The sequence below is a fragment of the Neorhizobium petrolearium genome (assembly GCF_017873175.1).
In the GTDB taxonomy this organism is placed as follows: domain Bacteria; phylum Pseudomonadota; class Alphaproteobacteria; order Rhizobiales; family Rhizobiaceae; genus Neorhizobium; species Neorhizobium petrolearium.
In genome coordinates this window covers 1-24,001 of sequence record NZ_JAGGJW010000032.1, presented here as the reverse complement: position 1 = coordinate 24,001, position 24,001 = coordinate 1, and the positions used below count along the sequence as shown (strand labels likewise).

Annotated in this window: 24 protein-coding genes and 2 pseudogenes; 19 read left to right on the top strand and 7 right to left on the bottom strand. The window is 60.0% G+C overall.

Going from position 1 to position 24,001, the window contains the following annotated elements; all coding sequences use genetic code 11:
- Window positions 1-168: 168 nt before the first annotated feature.
- Window positions 169-996 (top strand): annotated as a pseudogene (locus tag J2046_RS32645) (conjugal transfer protein TraA); the annotation flags it as partial.
- Between the two features lie 227 nt (window positions 997-1,223).
- Here J2046_RS32645 and J2046_RS32640 read toward each other — a convergent pair.
- Window positions 1,224-2,048 (bottom strand): IclR family transcriptional regulator, encoded by an 825-nt coding sequence (locus J2046_RS32640; RefSeq protein ID WP_210058894.1) that lies wholly within the window; start codon window positions 2,046-2,048, stop codon window positions 1,224-1,226.
- Window positions 2,049-2,324: 276 nt separating this feature from the next.
- Here J2046_RS32640 and J2046_RS32635 point away from each other — a divergent pair, with 276 nt between their 5' ends.
- The 12 genes from J2046_RS32635 (at window position 2,325) to J2046_RS32580 (ending at window position 13,770) form a co-directional block, all read left to right on the top strand.
- Window positions 2,325-4,049, top strand: coding sequence for an FAD-dependent oxidoreductase (locus tag J2046_RS32635; RefSeq protein WP_210058893.1), 1,725 nt, complete (start codon window positions 2,325-2,327; stop codon window positions 4,047-4,049).
- A 36-nt stretch (window positions 4,050-4,085) separates the two neighbouring features.
- The gene (locus J2046_RS32630) at window positions 4,086-5,252 is read left to right on the top strand and encodes an ABC transporter substrate-binding protein (RefSeq protein WP_210058892.1); all 1,167 of its coding nucleotides are present in this window, start codon (window positions 4,086-4,088) and stop codon (window positions 5,250-5,252) included.
- Between the two features lie 77 nt (window positions 5,253-5,329).
- Window positions 5,330-6,205 (top strand): branched-chain amino acid ABC transporter permease, encoded by an 876-nt coding sequence (locus tag J2046_RS32625; RefSeq protein ID WP_210058891.1) that lies wholly within the window; start codon window positions 5,330-5,332, stop codon window positions 6,203-6,205.
- A gap of 3 nt (window positions 6,206-6,208) precedes the next feature.
- The gene (locus J2046_RS32620) at window positions 6,209-7,171 is read left to right on the top strand and encodes a branched-chain amino acid ABC transporter permease (protein WP_210058890.1); all 963 of its coding nucleotides are present in this window, start codon (window positions 6,209-6,211) and stop codon (window positions 7,169-7,171) included.
- Window positions 7,168-7,953 (top strand): ABC transporter ATP-binding protein, encoded by a 786-nt coding sequence (locus tag J2046_RS32615; RefSeq protein WP_210058889.1) that lies wholly within the window; start codon window positions 7,168-7,170, stop codon window positions 7,951-7,953. The genes J2046_RS32620 and J2046_RS32615 overlap by 4 nt, the downstream gene beginning before the upstream one ends.
- Window positions 7,953-8,681 (top strand): ABC transporter ATP-binding protein, encoded by a 729-nt coding sequence (locus J2046_RS32610; RefSeq protein ID WP_233470433.1) that lies wholly within the window; start codon window positions 7,953-7,955, stop codon window positions 8,679-8,681. The genes J2046_RS32615 and J2046_RS32610 overlap by 1 nt, the downstream gene beginning before the upstream one ends.
- 28 nt (window positions 8,682-8,709) lie before the next feature.
- A complete protein-coding gene (locus J2046_RS32605; RefSeq protein ID WP_210058888.1) occupies window positions 8,710-9,348 on the top strand; it encodes an EthD family reductase in 639 nt (212 codons plus the stop codon).
- A 42-nt stretch (window positions 9,349-9,390) separates the two neighbouring features.
- Entirely contained in the window at window positions 9,391-10,350 is a 960-nt protein-coding gene (locus tag J2046_RS32600; RefSeq protein WP_210058887.1) for an MBL fold metallo-hydrolase, read from the top strand.
- Window positions 10,351-10,371: 21 nt separating this feature from the next.
- Window positions 10,372-11,949, top strand: coding sequence for an FAD-dependent oxidoreductase (locus tag J2046_RS32595; protein WP_210058886.1), 1,578 nt, complete (start codon window positions 10,372-10,374; stop codon window positions 11,947-11,949).
- On the top strand, window positions 11,937-12,179 hold the full coding sequence (locus tag J2046_RS32590) for a DUF2783 domain-containing protein (RefSeq protein ID WP_210058884.1): 243 nt from the start codon (window positions 11,937-11,939) through the stop codon (window positions 12,177-12,179). The genes J2046_RS32595 and J2046_RS32590 overlap by 13 nt, the downstream gene beginning before the upstream one ends.
- A gap of 5 nt (window positions 12,180-12,184) precedes the next feature.
- The gene (locus tag J2046_RS32585; RefSeq protein ID WP_227705960.1) at window positions 12,185-12,943 is read left to right on the top strand and encodes a sulfite exporter TauE/SafE family protein; all 759 of its coding nucleotides are present in this window, start codon (window positions 12,185-12,187) and stop codon (window positions 12,941-12,943) included.
- 50 nt (window positions 12,944-12,993) lie between these two features.
- Window positions 12,994-13,770, top strand: coding sequence for an SDR family NAD(P)-dependent oxidoreductase (locus J2046_RS32580; protein WP_210058882.1), 777 nt, complete (start codon window positions 12,994-12,996; stop codon window positions 13,768-13,770).
- 105 nt (window positions 13,771-13,875) lie between these two features.
- Here J2046_RS32580 and J2046_RS32575 read toward each other — a convergent pair whose 3' ends face one another.
- The 5 genes from J2046_RS32575 to hmgA all read right to left on the bottom strand — a co-directional run bounded on the left by J2046_RS32575 (window position 13,876) and on the right by hmgA (window position 18,601).
- Complete coding sequence (locus tag J2046_RS32575; protein WP_210058880.1) at window positions 13,876-14,505, bottom strand: 3-oxoacid CoA-transferase subunit B; 630 nt, start codon at window positions 14,503-14,505, stop codon at window positions 13,876-13,878.
- A 2-nt stretch (window positions 14,506-14,507) separates the two neighbouring features.
- Window positions 14,508-15,206 (bottom strand): CoA transferase subunit A, encoded by a 699-nt coding sequence (locus J2046_RS32570; RefSeq protein ID WP_210058878.1) that lies wholly within the window; start codon window positions 15,204-15,206, stop codon window positions 14,508-14,510.
- Between the two features lie 97 nt (window positions 15,207-15,303).
- Window positions 15,304-15,933 (bottom strand): maleylacetoacetate isomerase, encoded by a 630-nt coding sequence (maiA, locus tag J2046_RS32565; RefSeq protein ID WP_210058876.1) that lies wholly within the window; start codon window positions 15,931-15,933, stop codon window positions 15,304-15,306.
- Window positions 15,930-17,141, bottom strand: coding sequence for a fumarylacetoacetase (fahA, locus tag J2046_RS32560; RefSeq protein WP_210058874.1), 1,212 nt, complete (start codon window positions 17,139-17,141; stop codon window positions 15,930-15,932). The genes maiA and fahA overlap by 4 nt, the downstream gene beginning before the upstream one ends.
- 101 nt (window positions 17,142-17,242) lie before the next feature.
- Window positions 17,243-18,601, bottom strand: coding sequence for a homogentisate 1,2-dioxygenase (gene hmgA / locus J2046_RS32555; RefSeq protein ID WP_227705974.1), 1,359 nt, complete (start codon window positions 18,599-18,601; stop codon window positions 17,243-17,245).
- Between the two features lie 181 nt (window positions 18,602-18,782).
- On the opposite strand from hmgA, the gene J2046_RS32550 reads away from it, so the two are divergent.
- The 3 genes and pseudogenes from J2046_RS32550 to J2046_RS32540 all read left to right on the top strand — a co-directional run bounded on the left by J2046_RS32550 (window position 18,783) and on the right by J2046_RS32540 (window position 20,717).
- Window positions 18,783-19,199, top strand: coding sequence for a MarR family winged helix-turn-helix transcriptional regulator (locus J2046_RS32550; RefSeq protein ID WP_210058870.1), 417 nt, complete (start codon window positions 18,783-18,785; stop codon window positions 19,197-19,199).
- 165 nt (window positions 19,200-19,364) lie between these two features.
- Window positions 19,365-19,850: pseudogene (locus J2046_RS32545) on the top strand (helix-turn-helix domain-containing protein); the annotation flags it as partial.
- Window positions 19,851-20,153: 303 nt separating this feature from the next.
- The gene (locus J2046_RS32540; protein WP_227705961.1) at window positions 20,154-20,717 is read left to right on the top strand and encodes a 3-oxoacid CoA-transferase subunit B; all 564 of its coding nucleotides are present in this window, start codon (window positions 20,154-20,156) and stop codon (window positions 20,715-20,717) included.
- Between the two features lie 262 nt (window positions 20,718-20,979).
- Here J2046_RS32540 and J2046_RS32535 read toward each other — a convergent pair whose 3' ends face one another.
- Window positions 20,980-21,870: an NAD(P)-dependent oxidoreductase gene (locus J2046_RS32535; RefSeq protein ID WP_210058868.1), complete on the bottom strand. Its 891-nt coding sequence runs from the start codon at window positions 21,868-21,870 to the stop codon at window positions 20,980-20,982.
- A 152-nt stretch (window positions 21,871-22,022) separates the two neighbouring features.
- Between J2046_RS32535 and J2046_RS32530 the strand changes: the two genes are divergently transcribed.
- The 3 genes from J2046_RS32530 to J2046_RS32520 form a co-directional block, all read left to right on the top strand.
- On the top strand, window positions 22,023-22,631 hold the full coding sequence (locus tag J2046_RS32530) for a TetR/AcrR family transcriptional regulator (RefSeq protein ID WP_210058866.1): 609 nt from the start codon (window positions 22,023-22,025) through the stop codon (window positions 22,629-22,631).
- 15 nt (window positions 22,632-22,646) lie between these two features.
- Window positions 22,647-23,795: an acyl-CoA dehydrogenase family protein gene (locus J2046_RS32525; RefSeq protein ID WP_210058864.1), complete on the top strand. Its 1,149-nt coding sequence runs from the start codon at window positions 22,647-22,649 to the stop codon at window positions 23,793-23,795.
- 22 nt (window positions 23,796-23,817) lie between these two features.
- Window positions 23,818-24,001 (top strand): enoyl-CoA hydratase/isomerase family protein (locus J2046_RS32520; RefSeq protein WP_210058862.1); only part of this gene is annotated, 184 nt, incomplete at its 3' end.

The window sequence follows — 24,001 nt, the reverse complement described above, 5'->3', positions numbered from 1 at the left end:
TGGATGTTCTCGACAGACCAAGCCCGCGAAAAGATGGCAAAGTCTTATCCAATACCTTTGCTCAACGAGTCATAATCTCTGGGACGTCACACTAGGGGAGGGGTGAGGACATCGGCATTCAACGTGTCATCGCCTTCGAGGACGATGGCTGCCGGTTCGGGTGCTATGCGATCAATGGACGTTCGTCTTGCAAGCGTTGCCAAAGGGAGCCAGCCAGCAGTTGTCAAACTGGCTTCCTACGGTGGTGGCGCCCGCGTCGGCTCGATGCTCAACTATGTTTCCAGAGGGGGGGAGCTGAAGGTTGAGAACGAAAACGGCGAGACGTTGCGTGGCCGTGAGGAGCTGGCGCGTCTCCGTGGCGATTGGAATCACCTTTTCCAAAACAGGACCGAGAGCCGCGATATCGGCGCGTTTAGCGTCGAGGTGAGCGTTTCCGGCGGCTCGAACCCGCATGAGCAGGTGCGGGACATTGTCAGCAGTGGCTTTGGTGATCGACGCTACGCTTACTCTGTCGAAACCCGAAACGACGGATCGCTGAAGGTCGAGGGTTATGTCGTGTTGCGCAGCGGGCAGGGCGAGCGGCTGACGGCTGACGCGAAGGCGGCCGCCATCGTTCAGGAGCGTTTCGACGCCAGCGCCGTTGCGAAAGAGGCCCCCGCGGCTTTCTCGTTCACAGGCTATGGCAATGGCGTGGAATATGGCGCTGCCAAGTTGCGAGACCTGATCGCGCAGCGGAACGACGTTCGAGACGATCAGGGACGCTTGATTGCCGATGACAAGGCTGCGGGCGACCTAGTGCAAAAGGAATGGCGGGATGAGCTGCACAGCCGCAAGAGCCGTGACGTGATGCACGTGATCATGTCGGCGCGTGCCGGCACGGATGCTGTCGCTTTCGAAGGAGCTGTTCGCGACTTCCTGGCTGAGCAGTTTGCGGGCCATCGGTACGTTTTCGCTATGCACGATCCGGAGGCCGAGCCTCGTAGCGGCCGGTTTGGAATTGATGAAATCAATGTCGGCGAAGCTCAGGCTCCATTGGTTCGACAAAATCCGAACTAGAAATACCCGTACTCATCACTACGCTCCTCAAATTGGAGCGCAATGTCATGAGCGAGCGCTTCTCAGCTCAATCCCACAAGCATGTTTCCACAACGTTCTTCGAGTTGGCCAAAATCGCAGCTTCGGGCCGACTGGGCCGATCAGGCTTTCAAGAGCGCTGACGGCGCTCAATAGCGGAAGCCGAAGGCCTCAGAAAGTCGTTTCCCGGACGCCACGACAATGCGCGCAAGTGCGCTATCGGGCCCGCTGTCAACGCGCCTCGTGCGCCCGAAGACTGTCAATGCCATCAACAACCGGCCCGTCGGGTCGAATATTGGGACGCTGACAGCGCCGAATCCGTCTCCACCGCCGTCGGCGATGCAGGCGAAGCCCCGGCTACGGGTTTCGCGTATCAACTCTGCCAACGCCGCGCGTTCCTTGGGCGCGTTGACCCTTCCGCTTGCGCGATTCTGTTCCAGCTCACGCTCGATTGGTCCTTCGGTCCGGCCGGGGTCGTCAAAGCTGCTGAAAACCAGGCCGGTGGCAGAGAACGTCATAGGGCAGTGGTGAGTCGGAGCGACGGATGTCGCAAAGTCATGGCGCGCTTCCATGACCCGGACCATCGTGGGACCCTTGTCTGTCCATACGGCCAAGGCAGAGGTCTCGCCCACCTGTTCGACAAGTTCGGTCAGGATCGTTTCAGCGAGCTGCAGCGGTTCAAATCGCGCGAAGCCCTTTATTCCCAGTTGGAATGCGACGGGCCCCAGGTCGTATTTCGACGAATCCTTGAGCTGCTTCACAAGCCCGGTACGGATCAGACTCACCAGATAGCGATGAACCTTGGCCGACGGCATTTTCAGGCTCGCCGCAAGTTCGGCCAGCTTCATAGGTCCCTCGGCGCGGATCAGCACGTCGAGTATCGTTCCCGCTATTTCAACCGACTGGATTCCGAGTTGGGCCGGCCGCTCCGATGTGTCCTCCGGCGAAATTTTCCTTGTGTTTTCAAGCAGCACTCGGGCCCTCCTTATTGTTTATGATGAGCATTATACAAATTTGTTGACAAGGCGCAAATTGAAAGACAGCATTACGTATAATAACAGAAATTACACATTGTATAATGTTTTGCACTGAGGATGGTGCGTGAGGAGAGTCCCAATGAACGGATTTGAGTTTGGCCTGAAAGGTCGGCTTGCCTGAGCGGTAGGGAGACCCGTCTCAAGGACGGCCCCGTTGCTGCGCAGGCGCCAGTAGCGCGTGGACTAGCATTCAAAAACATCGAGGAAACACCAATGAACGCCATTTCATCGGAAAGCGCGGTGGAGGAAGTCCATTGCGACTTGCTCGTCGCAGGTTCAGGCGCAAGCGGACTGACGGCGGCAATAGTCGCAGCCAAGCAGGGCTTGAATGTGATTGTCGCGGAAAAAGAGCCTGTGTTTGGCGGCACCACGGCTTTCTCGGGAGGCTATCTCTGGGTGCCAAACAATCCGGTCAGTAAAGAGGCCGGGATACAGGACAGCAAGGAAGCTGCCCGGGACTACATCCGCCATGAGGCGAGCAACCACTACGATGCGGCCCGTACAGAGGCATTTCTCGACGCTGGGCCGGCGATGGTCAACTTCATGCACGAGAACACCCACGTTCGGTTCGAAGCATCACCTGCCTTTTCCGACTATCATCCGGACGCGCCAGGCGGCATGCCAGGGGGGCGATCGATCCTGGCAGTCCCGGTCAACGCCGCTATTCTCGGTGAAGACCTCCCCAAGCTTCGTCCTCCGCGCTCCGAACTTACCCTCTACGGGTTGGCGATCGGATCCGGCAAGGAACTCTGGCATTTCTATCGCGCCACGAAGCGCCTGGAGTCCTTCGCCTATGTGTCAAAACGCATAGCAAAATTCGGTGTCGACAAGGTCCTGAAAGGACGCTCGATGCTGCTGACCAACGGCAACGCATTGGCGGCGCGCCTTTATCGGAGCGCAAAGGATCTCGACGTTCCTGTCTGGCTCGACAGCCCGGTGAAGGCCTTGTTGCGTGACGACGATGGCAATGTGATCGGGGCCGACGTACTCACGCCAAAAGGACTGCGCCGGATCATCGCGAAACGCGGCGTGGTCCTGGCCTGCGGCGGATTTGCCCAGGACGTGGCTCGGCGGAAATCGCTCTACAATCACGTCGCGAGCGAGGGCGAACATGTGTCCGCCGCCAGCCCCGGCAATACTGGCGATGGCCTTCTGCTGGCCGAGCAGATCGGCGCGCAGACGCTGATGGATTATCCCAATGCGGGCGCCTGGGCGCCGACCAGCCTTGTGCCGAGGGCAGACGGAACGAAGGGGCCATTTCCGCACTTCATCGATCGCGGAAAGCCCGGGGTGATTGCCGTTGCCCGTTCCGGGAGACGCTTTGTCAATGAAGCCAACAGCTATCATGATTTCGTCCAGGGCATGGAACGTATGACGGAGCACGGTCAGCCGGCCGAAGCCTTCCTGATCTGCGATCATCGCACCATCAGGAAGTACGGTCTCGGCCATGTTAAGCCGGCACCCTTGCCGCTCGCTCCCTCCATCAAATCCGGCTATCTTATCTCCGGCAACACTCTGGCGGAACTCGCGCAGAACATTGGGATGGACGCTGCGGCGTTCGAGGCGACTGTCCAGCGCTTCAACAACGATGTTCCTACCGGTGTGGACACGGAATACGGCCGCGGCAGCACCGCATACAACCGCTTCCATGGCGACCCGGAAGTCAAGCCAAACCCGTGTCTCGCCCCGATAGCGAAGGGCCCTTTCTATGCGGTCCGCGTCGTGCCGGGAAGTATCGGCACCTTTGCCGGTCTGCGAACAGATGAGCATTCCCGCGTCATCGGCGAGGACGGCAAATCGATCCAGGGTCTCTACGCCGTCGGCAACGACATGGCGAGCGTCCTTGGCGGGAACTATTCGGGGGGCGGCATCACCCTCGGACCGGGCATGACCTTTGGGTACATCGCCGGAATGCACGCAGCGCGCGAGCACCACTAAACTCTTACGAAATCTACGTTGACGGGAGGAACTACCATGAACTTGAATCGCAGAAACCTGCTTCTGGCAGGCGCAGGACTTGCTTTGTCATTGGCATCCCCATTCGGGGTGGCTGCCCAGGAGAAGGTGATACGTATTGGAGCGCTGATCGCAGCGTCCGGTTCAACCGCCTTCATGGGTAGTTCCCAGCGCGAAACCATCGAAATGCTTGTCGATGAGTATAACGCGGCCGGAGGGATGACGGGAAACAAGGTGGTGCTGACCCTCTACGATACGGAGGGTAACGGCACGGTGGCGGCGCAGCAGTTCCGTCGCCTGATCGACTCCGATCAGGTTGACGTCGTCATCGGTCCGTCGACCACGGGTGAATCGCTGGCTCTCATGGCGGTCGCCAACGAGTCCAAGGTCCCGCTGGTGTCCTTCGCCGGTGCCGAGTCTGTTGTTAACCCACCGACGCCGTTCGTGTTCAAGGTGCCGCCGACAGATCGCATCGTCGTCAAGCATTTGCTGTCCTTCATGAAAAAGCGCGGCATCAATTCGATCGCGGTGCTTTCCTCCGCCGATGGTTATGGACAAGCCGGGCTCACCGTCATCAAGGATGTGGCCGACGAGCTCGGAGTGCCTGTCATGGCATCGGAGGAGTTCGGTCCGAAAGATACGGACATGACGCCCCAGGTCCTCAAGGTGAGGAGCAGTGGTGCTGACGCGCTGCTGATCTGGAGCGTGAATCCCGGTCCCACGATCATTCTCAAGAATGCCGCCTCTGTCGGATATGACAAGCCGATTTTCAACGGCTACGGCGCTGCCTCACCCGCCTTGATCGAGCAGGCTGGGCCGGCCGCCGAGGGAAGCTACGTGTCGTCCATGCGGCTCCTGGCGCCCCAGAGCCTCGCCGAGGACGATCCGATGCGCGGCGTCGTCACCAAGCTGGCGGACAACTATCGTGCAAAATACGGCAAGGAACCGACAACCTTCATCGCACATCCCGCCGACGCACTCTCTCTTATCGCCGCGGCCGTGAAGGCTTCCGGAGGAGAGGTGGATCGGGTGAAACTGGCCGAGGCGATGCGCAGCGGCATCAGCTTTGCAGGTGCGAACGGCATGTTCAATTTCACCGACACGAACCACAACGGGCTGGATGAGAACTCCAACTCGATGATCATGCTGCAGGTCAAAGGCGGGGAATTCGTCGTAGCCGACTGAGCTCTCCCAAGACGCCGGCGGCTCGTGGCTTGGATCGCGAGCCGCCAATGACGCCCCCAATCACAGGAGAGAATCCCGTGGAAGTATTCATTCAGATCCTCATTACGGGGATCGTAGTCGGCTGCATCTATGGCATGGCGGCTCTGGGCTTCACGATCGTCTATAATGCCACCAAGCTGATCAACTTCGCCAATGGCGAGTTCCTGATGCTTGGTGGGGTGGTACTGACGGGAGCGGTGACGATCGCCGGCCTCCCGACCGGAGTTGCGGTTCCGGTCGCGGTGGCGGTCAGTGCGGCGATTGGCTGGGTGATGCAGCGCGTCATCCTGGAGAATGCCAGGCATTCCGATCATCTTACCCTGGTGATGTTGACCATAGGCGTAGCACTCGCACTGCGCGGCGCAGCAGCGCTTGTCTTCGGCCGCGACATCAGTTTCGTGCCCGAATTCGGGTTCATTCCCCTGGTCCTCGTCGGCAACGTCTATATCCCGAGCCAGGGCATCTGGATCATGCTGACCCTGGCGGTGCTCAGCCTCGCCCTGTGGTATCTGTTTTCGCGCACGCTATTCGGCAAGGCCATGCGGGCTGCGAGCCAGGAACCGCGCGCGGCGGCCCTCTGCGGGATCGAACCCAAGAAGGCTGCGGTGATCGCGATGATCATGGCGGCCGCAATCGGCGGTCTCGCCGGGACGCTGATGGCACCGATCTCCGCCGCATCCTACGAAAACGGCATCTTTCTGGGCCTGAAGGGTTTCGCCGCAGCCGTCGTCGGCGGTCTCGGCAATCCGCTCGGCGCCATTCTCGGCGGTTTGCTGATTGGTGTCATCGAAAGCGTGACCGCGGGCTACGTGGCATCGGGCTTCAAGGACGCAATCGGCTTCATCATCCTAATTCTCGTGCTCATTCTGCGGCCTCAGGGTCTCGCCGGGCGCGCCGTAATTTCGAGGGTCTGATCGATGCGAAATTCAAAATCTACCTCCAACCTTCGCCACGATGGGCTGATCCTGCTGGGATTGGCGATCTTCCTCGCCATTCTGGGCGTGACGTTGTCCAACCAGTTCCACCGCTCGATCGTGGTCCTGTCGATGATCCATGCCATCGCAGCAATCGGCCTGACGCTGCTGATGGGCTATGCTGGCCAGGTATCGATCGGGCAGGGGGCCTTCATGGGCGTCGGCGCCTATGCCGCCGCCTTTGCCATGCAGCAGCTCAGCTTGCCGGTGCCCGTTGCGTTGATTGGAGCAATCCTCCTGCCGGGCCTGCTGGGCTATGTCATCGGACGGCCAATCCTCAGGTTGTCGGGGCATAATCTGGCGCTTGGCACACTCGCGCTCGGCGCAGTCTTCTTCGTGGTCGCTTCGCAGTGGCGTTCGGTTACCGGTGGCATCGATCCGGGCATCGTGAACCTTCCGAACCTCGGCTTCTGGGGGCAGTCCCACGAGACTGTTGTCTATTGGCTTTCCGCCGTCGTTCTTCTGGTCGCAGCCATTGTCGCCGCCGCTCTGGTGGACGGTCGCTTCGGGCGTGGTCTTGAAGTGCTGCGTACATCCGAAGTGGTCGCCGCCTGCATGGGTGTCGATACCGTCCGCGCCAAGTCCATGGTCTTCGCCATCGCCGCGGCTTTTGCAGGAGCTTCCGGCGCCCTGCTCGCCCTCTATCTACGCTCCTTCAACGCCAATACGTTCGGCGTCAGCCTCTCAATCGAGCTTCTGATGATGGTTATCATCGGCTCCCTGTCGACCATCTGGGGAGCTATCTTCGGCGCCTTCGCCATCATCATCCTGCCCAACCTGCTGGAGAGCTTCGATCATGCCAAGCTTCTCGTCTACGGCCTGACAATGGTCGCGGTGATGATGTTCGCTCCCCGCGGCCTTGGTGAAACTCTGCTCCGCTTCGTTCGCTCGAGGAGTTCGTCATGATTTCTGTTCCGGTACTTTCGCTTTCTGGCCTGACCAAGCGTTTCGGCGGCATCCAGGCGGTGTCCGGTGTTTCCTTCGACCTTGCACCCGGCGCCATCACAGCCGTGATCGGACCGAACGGCGCGGGCAAGACCACGCTGATCAACCTGATCACCGGCGTGCTGTCCCTGAACGACGGCGCGATCCGGCTGGAAGGTGCAGACATCACGAATGAGCCGGTGCACCGCCGTGCCGTGGCGGGGGTTGCCCGCACCTACCAGACCCCGCAAATGGCGGCGGGCATGAGCGTGCTCAGGAATGTCATGGCCGGGGCCTATCGTTTTGGCCGCTATGGCCTGCTCAGCACCCTGCTGCGTCCCTGGACGATCATCACCGAGAACGAGGAGATGGCGGAGCGGGCCGCACACGCCTTGCGTCGCGTCTCGGTTCCCGAAGAGTGGTGGCACCAGCCTGCCAGCGATCTCCCCTACGGCCTTCAGCGGCGCGTCGAAATCGCGCGTGCGCTCGCACAGGATCCGAAGGTCATTCTGCTGGACGAACCGGCAGCGGGTCTGAACCCGAGCGAAACCGCCGACCTGGCCCGGCTACTGACAGACATCGCCGCGGATGGCCGCGCCGTTCTGTTGGTCGAGCACGACATGCCGATGGTTATGTCGATTTCCTCGCATGTGGTCGTCATCAATTTTGGCCGGAAACTCGCCGAGGGAACGCCTGCCCAGATATTGACCAATCCCGAAGTCATCGCCGCCTATCTCGGCAGCGACGAGGAGGAGGCTGCCTGATGTCCGAAGAACTGCTCACAGTTGAAAATCTCGTCGCCGGCTACGGCGCGGTCGAAGTCCTGCACGGGGTTTCCCTGTCGATCCGCAAGGGGCAGATCCTGTCGATCGTCGGCGCGAACGGTGCGGGCAAGTCGACCTTGCTGAACACCATATCCGGCTTCATCCCGATCCGGTCGGGCGATATTCGCCAGGAAGGACGCTCCATTGCAAAGCAGGCGCCGGCGGTGATCGCGCGCGCGGGTATACGCCATGTGCCGGAAGGTCGGCGGGTGTTTTCCGAGCTCTCGGTGGAGGAAAACCTGCAGCTTGGAGGCTATGGCCAGCCCAAAGCCGTTGTCCAGGCGAGGATCGAGCATATCTACGAACTTTTCCCGCGCCTGCTCGAGCGACGCGGTCAGGCGGCCGGGACGATGTCGGGCGGCGAGCAGCAGATGCTGGCCATTGGCCGGGCTCTTGCCGCCGACCCGAAAGTCCTCATGCTCGACGAACCGTCGATGGGGCTTGCGCCGCTGGTCGTGGCGGAAATCTTTCGTCTCATCTGCCGCCTGCGCGACGAGATGGGGATGGGCATCCTGCTGGTGGAGCAGAATGCCAAGGCGGCCCTTCGGATTGCCGACCTGGCCTGCGTCCTGTCGCTGGGAAAGGTGACCATGCACGGAACCGGCGCGGAGTTGCTGCACAATCCGGATGTCGTCGACGCCTTCCTTGGCGGCCATAAGGCCGCCTGACGAGACGCGCGACCTAGGGAGAAGTCGAATGACGATCAAGCGTATCACGTTGCTCAAGCGCAAAAGGGAAATGACGCCGGCGGATTTCCGCGCTCACTGGGCGGGTCCACATGCTGCAATCGCGCGAAATTTGCCGGGTCTCGTGCGCTACAATCAGAACCATGTGCTTGCGGCCAGCGTGACGGGTCCCGACGGAGAATGGCCGGTTCACGGCTTCGTCGAGCTCTGGTTCAGGGATCGCGCGTCCGTTGTCGAGGCCGCAGGTTCCTCCGTTACGCGTGGTCTCGTCATAGATGAACCGAAGTTCCTGGACGGGCTGACCGGTCTGGATGTTGACGCTTCACCGTCGCACGGCGCCTCCGCCCAAAAGGTTTTTGTGATCGGGAAACCTGTTGCGGATAGCGCGGGTCCCCACACCTCCGGCGCCAATCTCCTGCTGGGCATTTCCCGGCTTGAGGGCTTCATCGACGGTCACGCCGACCATACCATCGGCGACATCATGCGGCGCGATCACCTCTGGTCCGAACCGGAGCCGCCCCAATTCATCATCTGGACGACCTTTTCGTCGCCCGACACGGCGCGGCTGGCTTTCGACCATTGCCAAATTCCGGCGGCAGGCAGCCACAGGCCGGAAGTCTATCTGACCGAAGAAATTAGAATCGTCTGAACCAGGGCCTTTCGGCCCGACATCGTGAGAAGGAGAATCCCTGTGAGCAAACCCTTTGCTTCATCGACCGACACGACCACCAAGACCGATACGCTCGAAATCCTCAGCGATGGCGTCTATGCGCTGACCGCCGAAGGAGACCCGAATGTAGGCGCGGTTGAAGGCGAGGACTTCGTTGTCGCCATCGAGAGCCGCGCCACGCCGGCTGCCTCGCGCGATTGGCTGAAAATCCTGCGCGAGCATACCGACAAGCCAGTTCGCTATCTGGTGCTGACCCACTATCATGCTGTCCGCGTGCTGGGCGCCAGCGCCTTCGCAGCGGAAGACATCATCATGTCCAACGCCTCGCGCGATCTTGTCGCCGAGCGGGGCGAGCAGGATTGGAAAAGCGAATTCGGCCGCATGCCACGTCTTGCCAAGAATGCCGAGGAAGTTCCCGGTCTGACATGGCCGACCATCACCTTCGACACCGAATACGACATTGAACTGGGTGGAGACCGCGGCAAGCTTGAACTGCGCTTTCTGGGCCGTGGCCACACAGGCGGCGACATCGTGGTCTGGCACGACAAGAGCCGCACGCTCTTCGCCGGCGATCTGGTGGAGGCGAAGGCCGCACTCTACACGGGCGACGCCTATCACTTCGACTGGGCGACGAAAACGCTCGACAATGTCAAAGCCTATCAGGCCGAGAACCTGATTGGCGGACGCGGCGCCGTGGCGCGCGGTGTGACGGAAACGGATGCGGCGGTCGAACAGACCCGCAAGTTCCTGAACGGCATGATCGACAATGCCGGCCGCGTCCACAGGGCCGGCGGCAGCCTGAAGGAGGCCTTCGAGGCCACGCGCGATGCGTTGGCGCCAGAGTTCGGCGCCTGGCCGATTTTCGAACATTGCCTGCCCTTCGATGTCCAGCGGCTTTGGGACGAATATGCCGGCATCGAACATCCCCGCATCTGGACTGCCGAGCGCGACCGCGAGGTCTGGGCGCAATTGCAGGATTGACGGGAACGGGAGGAAGACATCATGGCAAATGTGCAGGGAATCCCTGTCTACAAGGAAGTCGGCGCGACCCCCGCGCCGACCGGAAACACGGACAGCGCCCGCGTCGTGATCGTCGGCGCCGGCCCGGTGGGACTCGCCATGGCGCTGGATCTCGGCCGGCGCGGGCATGCAGTGACGGTGCTGAACCGGCTCGATTTCGTGGCTCATGCGTCGAAGGCGATCTGCTTTTCCAAGCGGTCGCTCGACATTCTCGACCGGCTGGGGGTCGGCGATCCGGCGGTGGAGAAGGGCGTGACCTGGAACGTCGGAAAGGTCTTCTGGGGCAACGACGATGACCCGGTCTACCAGTTCGACGCGCTGCCGGTGAAGGGGCAGAAGCGGCCGGGATTCATCAATATCCAGCAATACTACATCGAAGAGTATCTGCTCGAAGGCTGCCAGCGGCTCGCCAATATCGATATCCGCTGGGGTCATCGGGTCGACGCCGTCAATCCTGTCGATGACGGCGTGGAACTCTCGGTTTCCACCCTGGACGGCGACTACACGCTCCGCTCGGAATGGCTGATCGCCTGCGACGGCGCCCGTTCGACCGTGCGCGAAAAACTCGGGCTTGATTTCGAGGGACGAGTCTTCGAGGACAATTTCCTGATTGCCGACGTTCGAATGAAGCACGAGATGCCATCGGAACGCTGGTTCTGGTTCGACCCCCCGTTCAATCCTGGCCGGTCGGCCCTGATGCACAAGCAGCCGGACGATGTCTGGAGGCTGGACTTCCAACTGGGCTGGAACGTCGATCGCGAGGCCGCGATCCGGCCCGAAAACGTCAAGCCGTTTATTCGCGCCATGCTTGGCGACGTCGAATTCGAACAGGAATGGTATTCCGTCTACACCTTCCAGTGCCGCCGGATGGGACGCTTTGCCCATGGCCGCACGATCTTCGCCGGCGATTCCGCGCACCTTGTTTCTCCATTCGGGGCGCGGGGCTGCAATGGCGGCCTAGCTGATATCGACAATCTTGGCTGGAAGCTTGATCTCGTCCTGAGAGGCGCGGCCGACGAGACCCTGATCGAGACCTATAATGATGAAGCGATTGCGACGGCGGATGAGAACATCCTGAACTCGACCCGTTCGACGGACTTCCTGACTCCGAAATCCGCTGCCAGCCAGGCTTTGCGGGACGCGGTGCTCGAATTGGCGCGGGATCATGCCTTCGCACGGCCCTTCGTGAATTCGGGGCGGCTGTCGACGCCGGTGAGTTACCCGGCGAGCGCGCTTTCAACACCTGACAGCGACGAGTGGCAGGCCGGTATCGGTCCGGGATCGCCGGTGCTGGATGCGCCGCATCACGACGGCTGGCTGCTGGACGCCATTGGCGACGAGTTCGTGTTGCTCGCCCGTGGCTGGAAGGGCGAGTTGCCAGCGGGCGTGCGTCTTGTCGAGGTACAGGAGATTGCCGCCGATCGACTGGGCCTGACCGAGGGCGGCGCCTATCTGGTCCGCCCCGACCAGTATGTCGCCGCACGTTGGAAGTCACCGACCGCGACCGGGATCGAGGCCGCATTGATCCGTGCGAAAGGAGGAAGCCCATGTCTGCACTGAAGACCGCGACGAACCTGACGGGACACGATGACATCTACGAGGGCCTCGTGCGTCTGCACGAGGGACTGAGCGTAGAGCAGAGCCTGCGCCGCTGGGCAAAACTCGTCCTGATCCTTGCCAATCATATCGGCGACCGTACGGTCGTCGAAGAAGCCATCGATATGGCGCTGCTGTCGGCCATGCTGCCAGACGAGTGCAGAACAATTCTCGACTGGCAGCAGACGGACTGAGAGCCATGCCCGACCTGGGTGTAACTCCCTTGTTCTATGCAGCGGCTATTCCTGCCGTGGTCCTGCTTGGATTTTCTAAAGGCGGCTTTTCCGGCGTTGGCCTGCTGTCTTTGCCGCTGCTGGCGCTGGTGATGCCGCCAATCCGGGCGGCAGGGATCATCCTGCCGATACTCCTCCTGCAGGATGCCCTCACGGTCTATGCCTACCGCCACTCCTGGGACGCTCGAAACCTGAAGTTGCTGCTGCCCGGCTCCGTTGTCGGAGTACTGCTTGGTTATCTTTTCGCAGCGCAAGTATCGGATGCGATGCTGTCGCTCTTCGTCGGGCTCCTGGCCGGTATATTCGCGGCGCGCCGGCTTTTGTCCCCAAACCCCTCGGGTGGTTCGCCGTCAGGACAAAATCGACCCTTCGGACTGCTCTGTGGCGCTTTGTCCGGGTTCGCGAGCATGGTCGCCAATGCCGGTTCGCCGCCATTTCAGATTTATGTGCTGCCGCAACGTCTCAATCCCCAGATCCTGGCGGGAACGAGCGCAATGGTCTTTGCCGCGACGAATCTGATGAAGGTCGCGCCCTTTGCCGCACTCGGACAGTTCGATCCAAGCAATCTTGTGAACTCGGCGACGCTGATGCCGGTCGCAGTCCTTTCGAACCTCGCGGGCATATATCTCGTTCGCCGCATATCCGCCGAGAGATTCTATCGCGCGATATACCTGATCCTGATCGCAGTCAGCCTGAAGCTCATTTGTGACGGACTTCTCACGTGACTTGCACCACTTAACCCTGAAACGGATTCATCGAGCCCACGGAGGAAATGATGATCGACTATCTGGAAAAATGCCCCGACCTGCTGAAGGGGGATGTCGTTGTGGTCACGGGCGCCGCGCAGGGCAATGGTGCCGCGATCGCCGGCGGGCTTGCCCGAGCCGGCGCGAAGGTGGCGGCGCTCGACCGTGATGCCGAAAAGCTGCATCGAATGGTCGATGCTATCCGCGTCGAAGGCGGTATCGCCTCTGCCTACGTCCTTGATGTCACGGATCTTGAGGCCAGCGAGCGGTTCGCGGAAGAGGTGGAGAAAGATCTCGGCCCGGTGTCCGTCGTGATCAACAATGCGGGAATCGTGCGCCGGGTTCTGATGGAGGAGGATGGGTTCCTGGACTCGATCAAGGACCAGTTCGCCATCAATACCCTCGCATCCGCGCAACTGGTCAAGGTTTTAATCGGGCAGCTCAAACGGACGCAGGGACGCATTGTCAACGTGGGCTCGATCGCCAGCTTCCGGGCCACCACGGGCGGGATGGGCTATGGCGCATCAAAGGGCGGCGTGCGTCTCATGACATCAGCAATGGCCGCCGAACTTGCGCCGTTTGGCATCCGGGTCAACGGTATCGCCCCCGGCCTGATGATTACGCCGATGACCGAGCCGACACGCAACAATCCCGAAACCGCCCGCCGATACCTTGAGCACATCCCCCTCAAGCGCTTCGGTGAGGCGGACGAGCTCGTCGGCCCGGTGCTGTTCCTGGCCTCGAAGCTGTCTTCCTATGTCACCGGCGTGATGATGCCGGTGGATGGTGGCTATCTGACTGTCTGAGAACTTGCATTGCGTTCCTCTCGGCATCGTCGAGAGGAACGGCCCGGATATCCCGTCGCGGTGGGGGCGGTTATCCATATTCCGTCAGTGATCTACGACTTTTCCTCAGGCGACAATGGTCGCTTCGGTGGAAGCCCGGAGCTCCTCGTCGCTGACGCCCTCGGCCAGCTCAACGATCCTCAATCCACCCTCGACCACATCCATCACGCCGAGATTGGTAATGATGCGGTCGACCACCTTCTGACCGGTCAGAGGCAAGGTGCAGCGCTTCAGCACCTTGGATTCGCCTGCCTTGTTGGCGTGGTCCATCACCACCACCACGCGACCGACGCCGGCCACCAGGTCCATTGCCCCGCCCATCCCCTTGACCAATTTGCCGGGGAACATCCAGTTCGCCAGATCGCCGTTCTCGGCCACTTCCATAGCGCCGAGGATTGCCATGGCGATCTTGCCGCCACGGATCATCGCGAAGCTTTCAGAGCTGTCGAAATAGGCGGTCTGCGGCAGGTCGGTCACTGTCTGCTTTCCCGCATTGATCAGGTCCGGATCCTCTGCGCCCTCATAAGGAAAGGGACCGATGCCCAGCATGCCGTTCTCAGACTGCAGCGTCACCTCGACGCCCTCGGGGATATAGTTGGCCACAAGCGTCGGGATGCCGATGCCAAGGTTGACATACCAGCCGTCCTGCAATTCCTTCGCGGCGCGGGCCGCCATCTGGTTGCGATCCCATGCCATGGTCAGGCCTCCTTGCGTGTGGTGCGCTGCTCGATGCGCTTTTCATGCTCGCCCTGGATGAGGCGGTGAACGTAAATGCCGGGCAGGTGGATGTGGTCGGGGTCGAGCGAGCCGGTCGGCACGATCTCCTCGACTTCGCAGACGCAGATGCGTCCGCATTTCGCTGCAGGTACGTTGAAGTTGCGTGCGGTCTTGCGAAAGACCACGTTGCCGCTCTCGTCCGCCTTCCAGCCCTTGACGATGGCCAGGTCCGCGACGATGCCCCGCTCGAGAATACAGGTCTCGCCGTCGAAATCCTTGTGTTCCTTTCCCTCGGCGATAACAGTGCCTACGCCGGTCCTGGTGTAGAAGCCGGGAATGCCAGCGCCTCCGGCGCGCATGCGCTCGGCCAGCGTACCCTGAGGATTGAATTCCAACTCAAGTTCACCGGACAAATACTGGCGCATGAATTCTGCGTTTTCGCCGACATAGGAGGACATCATCTTCCTGATCTGGCGCGATGACAACAGGATGCCGAGGCCGAAATCGTCGACGCCGCAATTGTTGCTGGCGATCGTCAGATCCTTGGTGCCCGCCTCGTGAATCGCTTTGATCAACAGTTCGGGAATGCCGCACAGGCCAAAGCCGCCGGCGGCTATCAGCATTCCGTCCTTCAGCACTCCATCCAGCGCGGCAGCGGCGCTCGAATAGACCTTCTTCATCTTGCCATGCTCCTCATGTTCCAAGTCTCCCGTCGGCGGCTGCGTTGGCTGCGGCGGTCAGGCCGCCGCTCTTTCCGACACGCACGGGCGGTGTGTTTCACGTAAGCGCTTCCGGTGCCGCTGCGTGAAAGGCCGCCAGATCAGCGCAACTCGCCGCGACGGCGTTGATGCGCGGCAAATGTGCGAAGTCCGCTCCCCATCGCGTGGCGTTGTAAAGCTGGGGTATCAGCGTGCAGTCGGCGAGGCCCGGGGTGGAGCCGTGGCAGAACCGACCGTCGAAGCCGGGTTGATCCAGCAGGATTTCTACGGCCTCAAGCCCATCGGAGATATTCTGGCGATTCCAGCTGGCCCGCGCCTCCGCTCCGCCAAGCGCTTCAACGCGGGCCAGCACGCGGAGGTTGGAGACCGGATGGATTTCGCAGGCAATGGCCAGTGCCAGCCCGCGGACATGGGCTCGTGCTCCCGGTGACGACGGCAACAGCGGCGGCCCCGGGCGGGTTTCATCGAGATATTCGATGATCGCCAGCGATTGCGTCAGCCGCTTGCCGTCGATCTCCAGTGTCGGCACCAGCCCTTGTGGATTGAACTCGAGGTTCTCCGCTCCGCGCTGCTCGCCCTTGACCAGATCGACGGCCACGCGATCATAACCGATGCCCTTGAGTGCAAGCGCGATCCGCACCCGGTAGGATGCCGACGACCGCCAATAATCGTGCAGGACCACCCTCATGTGCGCGCCGGCAGAATGCGGCCTGTGCAGGGGCCGAAGCCGATACGGTAACCTTCACCATCCGCATGGGCGAAGAGGCCGATCTCGTCGCCGTCATGGATGAAGGTCCGCGATTCGCCGTTTACCGTCACCGGCTCCTTGCCGGCCTGGGTCATCTCCAGCAGCGCCCCGGTTTCCTCCCGCCTTGGCCCGGAAATCGTGCCTGAGCCGATAAGATCGCCCACCCGCATCGGGCAGCCCGATTCCGTATGATGCGCCAGCTGCTGGGCGCTGGAATAGTACATGACGTTGTAGTTGGTCCTGGCCATGGTCTGCCCGTTCATCGTCCAGCCGATGTCGAGATCGTAGAAGCCGGGGCGGTCTTCCTTGAGGTATGGCAGCAGCGGGTTAAGCCGTTCGGCGCCTGCGCTGCGGAAGGGTTCAAGCGCTGCCTGCGTCACGATCCACGGGCTGATGGTGGTGCCCAGCGCCTTGGACTGGAACGGTCCCAGCGGCTGGTACTCCCAGGCCTGGATGTCGCGCGCCGACCAGTCGTTCAAGAGCACGTAGCCGAAGATCAGCGCCTCGGCCTCTTCGACCGTCAAGCGTTCGCCCATCGTGCTGTCGCCGCCGACGATGGCGCCGAGTTCCAGTTCCAGGTCGAGCCGGCGGCAGGCGGTCCATTCCGGGCCGTTCTCGCCCTTGATCTGCCCCATCGGGCGGCGGATCGGCGTGCCCGAGACTACCACGGACGAGGCTCGGCCATTATAGCCGATAGGCATATGGGTCCATTGCGGCGGCAGCGCATTGTCAGGCCCGCGAAACAGCACGCCGACGTTGAAGGCGTGGTTCTTCGAGGCATAGAAGTCGGTGAATTCGTTGACCTTTATCGGCAGATGCAGGGTGGCATCGGCCATGGACACGAGCGGCAGTTCATGTGTTGCGTCCTCGGCGAGCAGCCGACTCAGCGCTGCGCGCACGGCATCCCATTTCGGCCGTCCGAGCGCGATGAACCCGTTGAGCTGGGGTTGAGCAAACGTACCCGCGCCATCGACCAGACCCTGCGCCTCGCAGGCCGCCAGATCGAGAATACTGTCGCCGATCGCGACTCCGCAGCGCGGCGCCGAGCCCTCTGTCGAGAACACACCGTAAGGCAAATTCTGTATCGGGAAGTCGCATCCCGGCTCGTTGGCAGATGCGACACGGCTGCGCAGCAGTTTGGCCATCATGTTTCTCCTGTCGAATGATCGGGCAGGCGCGCGCGCGAGGGGCGCGCCGCGCCTGCTGCCGGATGCTGTGCGGTCATGGTGAGGGCGATGCCGGCCTCGGGCTACTTGATGCCGGGAGTACCGTCGAACTTCTTCTCCAGCCGGTCCCACACCTCGATATACTCCTCCTGCATCGGCGCTTCCTTGGCGGCGAAATGCGTGAGGTGCTGCGGAAAGCGGGTCTCGAACATGAAGCTCATTGTATTGTCGAGCTTCTCGGGCTTCAGTTCAGTGTTCGAAGCTCCCTCGAAGGCGTCGCGATCGGGGCCGTGAGGGAGCATGCAATTATGCAGGCTTATGCCACCGGGCGCAAAGCCCTGTGGCTTTGCATCGTAGGTGCCGTAGATATTGCCCATGAGTTCCGACATGATGTTCTTGTGATACCAGGGCGGGCGGAACGAATGCTCGGCCACCATCCACCGTTCACGGAACAGCACAAAGTCGATGTTCGCCGTTCCCTCCTGTCCGGAGGGCGCGGTCAGCACTGTGAAGATAGATGGATCGGGATGATCGAACAGGATCGCGCCGACCGGGGAATATGTCCGCAGGTCATATTTGTAGGCACAGTAATTGCCGTGCCAGGCCACGATGTCGAGCGGGCTGTGGCCGATCCAGGTCTCGTGGAACTGGCCGCACCATTTGATCACCACGCGAGAACGGACATCGCGGTCCTCGAATGCCGCCACCGGGCTCTTGAAGTCACGCGGGTTCGCCATGCAGTTCGCGCCAATCGGGCCGCGACCGGGCAGGTCGAATTTCTGGCCGTAGTTCTCGCAGACGAAACCGCGGCAGGGACCTTCCAGAATCTCCACGCGATACACCAGCCCGCGTGGGAGGATGGCGATTTCCTTGGGTTCCAGATCGATGATGCCAAGTTCGGTGCAGAAACGCAGTCGGCCTTCCTGAGGCACGACCAGAAGTTCGCTGTCGGCCGAATAGAAATATTCGTCCTGCATCGATTGCGTGATCAGGTAGACATGGCTTGCCATGCCGACCTGAATGTTGACGTCACCGGCGGTGGTGATCGTGCGCATGCCGGTGATCCAGGTCAGGTTCTCGTCGGCGCCGGGGAGGGGGATAGGATCCCAGCGATACTGGCCGAGGCTCATGATGTTCTGCCGGTTCGGGTCGTGCGGCATGATGTTCGGCGCAGTCTTCCAATAAGGGACGTCGATCGGGCTGAACTGGCCGGTATGATGGACGGAAGGCCTGATCCGGTAGCACCATGTCCGCTCGTTCTGGCCGCGCGGAGCTGTGAAGGCGGTGCCCGAAAGCTGCTCGGCATAGAGGCCGTAGTTGCATTTCTGCGGGGAGTTCTGGCCCTGCGGCAAGGCACCCTGCAGCGCCTCTGTCTCGAAATCGTTGCCGAAACCCGGCATGTAACCTTCGACCGTGCCTGTGGTCGTGGTCGAGCGCGTCATGCTTGCCGACGGAGTGTGTGCGGTCATTGGAACTCCTCCCGATGTCCTCAGTGTCGAATATCGTTGTTATTGCAATGAAAATAACGTTGCTATTGCAACGAAGTCAACGGGAAAGTGTCGGGCGGCTTGAATTTCATTGTAATTGCAATGATATTTCCTCGACGCAACGACGAGAATCGCGATGCCTTTCGAGCTGGATCATTTTCTGCCCTATCGCCTCAGCGTCGCCGCTGCTCAGGTAAGTCGCAAGTTTGCAGAGCGGTATGAAGCTGAAGCGGGGTTGACGATTCCCGAGTGGAGGGTGCTGGCCCATTTGAATCATTCAGGCCCCGTGAGCGTCCGTGACATCAACACCCGTGTCAACCTGGATAAGTCGATGGTTAGCCGAGCGGCTGCCCGACTGGAAGAAGCCGGCTATCTTCGCAAGTCGGTTCATCATGCCGATCTACGGCTGGTCTCGCTTGAGTTGACCGATGAGGGAAAGCAGTTGATGCAGCGACTTGGGCTTATTGCGGAAGCATTTCAGGAAGAGCTCGCCCGTGAACTCGGCGAGGATGCAAAGACTTTGTCCAATCTGCTCGAGCGAATTATCCGCTAAGTCTAGTTGAAGTCTTTCAGCAACTGCAGGCGTTTGCACAGCGAGCGAATGGTTCCATAATTGTGGTTATGCGATGTCTTGATGTAGCCGCAAAGTTAAAGTGTCCTGTTTCTGCAAAGTTGGAATGTCACTCTCCTCACGTTTTGATGACGTGGGAGATTGCGGATGGGACTGATAGCGATGAGCGAGCGCGATCTGCAGCGGATTGAGGTTTTGTCGAAGGTGATCGACGGCCGGATGACGATGGTAACGGCGGCGCATGTACTTGATCTGAGCACGCGTCAGGTGCGTCGGTTGCTGGACCGGATCAAGACTGACGGCGCAGCGTCGATAAGGCACAAGGCGATCGGTCGGCCGTCGAACAACCGGATCAGCGATGGTGTCCGCGATTACGCGGTGACGCTGGTCGGCGAGCGCTATGCGGATTTCGGTCCGACATTGGCGGCCGAGAAGCTTGCCGAGCGCGATGGCTTGCGTGTGTCGCGCGAGACACTGCGAAGCTGGATGGTCGATGCTGGCTTGTGGCTGTCGCGCAAGCAACGCCGGACGTTTCATCAGCCGCGACTACGACGCGAGGCTTATGGCGAGTTGGTGCAGATCGACGGCTCCGAGCATCGCTGGTTCGAAGATCGCGGAGATCCGTTGTCGCTTGGCAGATAAACGTGAGAATGCGGCTGTTTCGGCCAGGTTTGGCATTTAAAGGTGAGAATCCGAGCGACCGGATTCTCACATTAACTGCAATCGCGTCAACACGAACGCCCTGTATTCTTTGAATTTAATGCGCCGTCGTGGGTAAATTCTACGCCGTTACGCTGCTGCGCCCGGTTCTCACATTAAATGCCAAAGACCCATCTTGAATCTCAATTTAACTGTACATTCTCAAACTATGTGTACAGCTAACCTTCTGAAATCGTTGACAGGCGATTCTCACGATTAACTGCAAAGCGACAGAAGGTGACCAAATACGTTCCCGATGGCATGCAGGTCTGGCTCCAGTCGGAGAACGGCCTGATTGGTATCGGCCCCCCTCCATACGAAGACGAGGTCGATCCGGATCTGATCGATGCCGCGAAGCAAACGATAACGATTGTCCCGGGTGGGTCTATATGCTCTTCGTCAATGTCTTTCGCGATGATCCGCGGTGGCCATATGAACCTCAGCATCCTCGGTGGTATGCAGGTTAGCGAGAAAGGCGATCTGGCCAATTGGATGATCCCGGGAAAGATGGTCAAGGGCATGGGCGGCGCCATGGACCTTGTCGGGGGTGTCGGCCGCGTTATCGTTCTCATGGAGCACGTGGCCAAGGACGGGAGCTTCAAGCTCCTTAAGCAGTGCTCGCTGCCTCTCACCGGAAAATCGGTGGTCAGCCGTATAATCACGGATCTGGCTGTGCTGGATGTCTCGGAAGACGGGTTGGTCGTCTGCGAGCTCGCGCCAGGCGTCAGTCGTGAGGAGCTTGAGGCAAAGACCGAAGCAAGGCTGGTATTCCCGGAAACTACAGTACTTCTGACCGCCTAGCGCGCGCTCCTCGTATCCTTACGGATACACTACTATCCTTCGACCTTATGCGTAGGTCAGAAAGTTAAAGCACCGTGCGCCATTTCCGGCGCACGGTGCTTTAATGGCTTTGACTATGTCGGCAGACTTTCGGAAACGGTTCCAGAATATTCGGCGACTGGTTCAGGGTTGTGCGAGGACGCCGCGAGCGGTTCCGGCGTCCTCATTTCGACAGCTCATGTTTTGTGGATCCAGTTTGGACCTGCGGTGCATCTACCCGACATCAACCCTTTCGCAGGCTTTCCAAGGTTTCGATCACTCTTCGCCATGTCTTGAAGCTGTCGTCTCCGACGTTGGATAGCACATCGTGCAAGGCTTCGGTCATCGGCAGCTTTCCGGAGCCGCTTCCGATCTTGAGGCCGAGGCCGATATCCTTGTGGATGATTGACTGGATGGAGTCGAAGTCCTTCCGCGTCGGCGCCCATGCTCCGTATGCTTTCGGAGCATCCTCGACATTTTCCGTAAAGAAATTTCGGCCGGTTCCCGCTTCCATCACCGGGATCATGTCTTTGAGCGAGAGCCCGTTATCGAGGCCGATACGATAGGCCTCCGCGGAGATCATCATGTTGGCGATGCAAACAACGTTGTTGACGATCTTGGTGATCTGGGCGGATCCTACCGGCCCGCAATAAAAAAATTGCTCGCCGACGACGCTCAGAACGTGCTTAACGGCATCGCAATCCGCGCGGTCTCCGCCAAGAATGATCGTGAGCGTGCCCTCTACAGCTTTGACCACCCCGCCACTCACCGGAGAATCGATCAGTTTGATGCCATATTGCTCGACCTCGTTCGCGAACTCACGAATGGCCGCTGGCAGGACGGTTCCCATCACGATCAAATATTGCGTCTTGTCCTTGGGCTTGTTTGTCCCGATACCCGACGGCCCCAGAACAACCTGGCGAATCTGGTCATAGTTCGCAACCATAAGCATGATGACATCACAGTTACCGCAATCAGCCGGATTTTGGGTCGTCCGAACACCGAGCTCTCCAAACGGACTCAATGCTTTTTCGCTGACATCGCAAACGATGAGATCAAATTTGTTGCGGGCGAGCCTTAGGGCCATCGGCCCTCCCATAGCACCCGCACCTATAAATCCGACTTTCACAGACATTAACTTTCTCCCGAATGTTGATGCGGCACCTGTCTAACAAATGTTGCACCAATTATTTACCGGGCGTACGGTCGAATTGTATTGACTTATGTTTGGCTCCTCGTCAACAATAGGTCCAACAAGTTTGATCGCTTGAAAGGAAGGTGGCCCCTATGCAGACCCCACGCCGTCAGGGACGGCCTCCGGTTCTCGAAAATGCTTATGAGCGGATTCTCGATGGGGCCGCTGTACTGTTCGCCCAGAAGGGCTTCGACGCCAGTTCTATCAGCGAAATCGCTACAACCGTCGGCATGTCGAAGGCTGCCGTATTTCATTACTTCCCTGCCAAGCAGGACATCTATGACGCTATAATTGTACGCGCTCTGAGGGGGCTTAAAGATCAGGTATCGGATGCGGTGAACAACGATAACGCATCTCTCGATCGCCTCAGGCTCTTCATGACTTCGCATGCAAGCTACTTCGAAGAGAATTTCTGGAGTTTCGTAACCATGCTGATCGGTTACGGAGGTATGGCAACGCCGACCTTGAAGCAGGAAGCTTTGGCCCTGCGAGATGAATACGAGAGCCTGCTTCGCGAGATCATTCGCGAGGGAGTGAAGCAGGAGCAAATTAAGGATGTTGATCCGGTCGATGCGAGCCGCGCCATCCTGTCAATGCTTAACTGGATGGCCCGATGGTTTAAGCCTGGCGGCGAGCGTTCTGCCGCCCAGGTCGCGGAAGACTATTACTCGATTATCGTCGGCGGATTGAAGCGCGCCTAGTGAGGATTACAAGTCATGGCTCTGGACACCGATACATTTAACATGCTCCTGGAGACTGTCAGCCGCTTTGTCACCGAACGGCTCATCCCTCGGGAAGTGGAAGTCGTTGAGACCAACGCCATTCCCGCGGATGTTATTGCGGAAATGAAGGAACTTGGGCTCTTCGGGCTGTCGATCGCGGAAGAGCACGGCGGGCTCGAACTGTCGATGGAAGAAGAGGTCCAGGTTGTCTTTGAGCTCGGAAGGGCGTCTCCTGCTTTCCGGTCCGTCGCAGGCACCAATATCGGCATCGGTTCGCAGTCGATCGTTATTGCCGGCACCCTAGAGCAGAAGCAGAAGTATCTTCCGGCCCTGGCATCGGGCGATCTCATCGGTTCGTTTGCATTGACCGAACCGGACGCCGGTTCCGATGCGATGGCGCTGCGAACTTCGGCGCGCAAGGACGGTGATCACTACGTCCTGAACGGCACCAAGCGTTACATCACCAATGCTCCGAGCGCCGGCCTGTTCAGCGTAATGGCCCGCACCGCACCCGAGCGGAAGTCGAATTCTATCTCCTGCTTCCTCGTAGAGGCAGGCACTCCGGGTATAAAGCTTGGTCTTCCGGACAAGAAGATGGGGCAGCGTGGTGCGCTGACATGCGATGTGGTGTTCGAGGATTGCCGCGTTCCCGCGAGCGCGCTTCTTGGCAACGAGGAGGGAAACGGCTTCCGCACGGCCATGAAGGTTCTCGACAAGGGGCGTCTGCATATCGCCGCTCTTTGTGTCGGTATCGCTGACCGGCTCATTAAGGAATCGGTCGCCTACGCGAAGGACCGCAAGCAGTTCGGTCAACCGATCGCAGAGTTTCAGCTCGTTCAGGCGATGCTGGCCGACAGTGAGGCCGACACCTATGCGGCGCGTTGTATGATCCTTGACGCGGCCGCCCGTCGCGACCTTGGGGAAAACACCACCAAGGTTGCGGCTTGCGCGAAAATGTTCGCGTCCGAAATGGTCGGTCGTGTTGCCGATCGAGCCGTACAGATTTTCGGCGGCGCGGGCTACATGGCGGAATATCCCGTGGAACGTTTTTATCGCGACGTACGGCTTTTCCGCATCTTTGAAGGCACCACCCAGATCCAGCAACTCGTCATCGCGCGCGAACTGCTCAAGGCTGCGGACTGAAGAAGGACATAGTGAGGATCCCATGGCCGTCGAATTGACACAACAGGAAGAGTTTGCGGTTCTCACACTCAACCGCCCGGACGCGCTGAACGCGCTGAACGCCCAGACGACCGGCGAGATATCGGATGCGATCGACGCGGTCGAGCGGATGGATGTGCGTGCGCTCATCATTACGGGAGCGGGTGAAAAGGCCTTCTGCGCGGGCG

Bases quoted from the DNA above. Each gene is read 5' to 3' on its own strand.
- J2046_RS32590 (WP_210058884.1), top strand. From the start codon at position 11,937: ATGTCTGCACTGAAGACCGCGACGAACCTGACGGGACACGATGACATC.
- hmgA (WP_227705974.1), bottom strand. From the start codon at position 18,601: ATGACGCGCTCGACCACGACCACAGGCACGGTCGAAGGTTACATGCCG.
- J2046_RS32570 (WP_210058878.1), bottom strand. From the start codon at position 15,206: ATGAAGAAGGTCTATTCGAGCGCCGCTGCCGCGCTGGATGGAGTGCTG.
- J2046_RS32615 (WP_210058889.1), top strand. From the start codon at position 7,168: ATGATTTCTGTTCCGGTACTTTCGCTTTCTGGCCTGACCAAGCGTTTC.
- J2046_RS32550 (WP_210058870.1), top strand. From the start codon at position 18,783: ATGCCTTTCGAGCTGGATCATTTTCTGCCCTATCGCCTCAGCGTCGCC.
- fahA (WP_210058874.1), bottom strand. From the start codon at position 17,141: ATGATGGCCAAACTGCTGCGCAGCCGTGTCGCATCTGCCAACGAGCCG.
- J2046_RS32605 (WP_210058888.1), top strand. From the start codon at position 8,710: ATGACGATCAAGCGTATCACGTTGCTCAAGCGCAAAAGGGAAATGACG.
- J2046_RS32635 (WP_210058893.1), top strand. From the start codon at position 2,325: ATGAACGCCATTTCATCGGAAAGCGCGGTGGAGGAAGTCCATTGCGAC.
- J2046_RS32530 (WP_210058866.1), top strand. From the start codon at position 22,023: ATGCAGACCCCACGCCGTCAGGGACGGCCTCCGGTTCTCGAAAATGCT.
- J2046_RS32585 (WP_227705960.1), top strand. From the start codon at position 12,185: ATGCCCGACCTGGGTGTAACTCCCTTGTTCTATGCAGCGGCTATTCCT.
- J2046_RS32620 (WP_210058890.1), top strand. From the start codon at position 6,209: ATGCGAAATTCAAAATCTACCTCCAACCTTCGCCACGATGGGCTGATC.
- J2046_RS32595 (WP_210058886.1), top strand. From the start codon at position 10,372: ATGGCAAATGTGCAGGGAATCCCTGTCTACAAGGAAGTCGGCGCGACC.
- J2046_RS32575 (WP_210058880.1), bottom strand. From the start codon at position 14,505: ATGGCATGGGATCGCAACCAGATGGCGGCCCGCGCCGCGAAGGAATTG.
- maiA (WP_210058876.1), bottom strand. From the start codon at position 15,933: ATGAGGGTGGTCCTGCACGATTATTGGCGGTCGTCGGCATCCTACCGG.
- J2046_RS32580 (WP_210058882.1), top strand. From the start codon at position 12,994: ATGATCGACTATCTGGAAAAATGCCCCGACCTGCTGAAGGGGGATGTC.
- J2046_RS32535 (WP_210058868.1), bottom strand. From the start codon at position 21,870: ATGTCTGTGAAAGTCGGATTTATAGGTGCGGGTGCTATGGGAGGGCCG.
- J2046_RS32525 (WP_210058864.1), top strand. From the start codon at position 22,647: ATGGCTCTGGACACCGATACATTTAACATGCTCCTGGAGACTGTCAGC.
- J2046_RS32630 (WP_210058892.1), top strand. From the start codon at position 4,086: ATGAACTTGAATCGCAGAAACCTGCTTCTGGCAGGCGCAGGACTTGCT.
- J2046_RS32610 (WP_233470433.1), top strand. From the start codon at position 7,953: ATGTCCGAAGAACTGCTCACAGTTGAAAATCTCGTCGCCGGCTACGGC.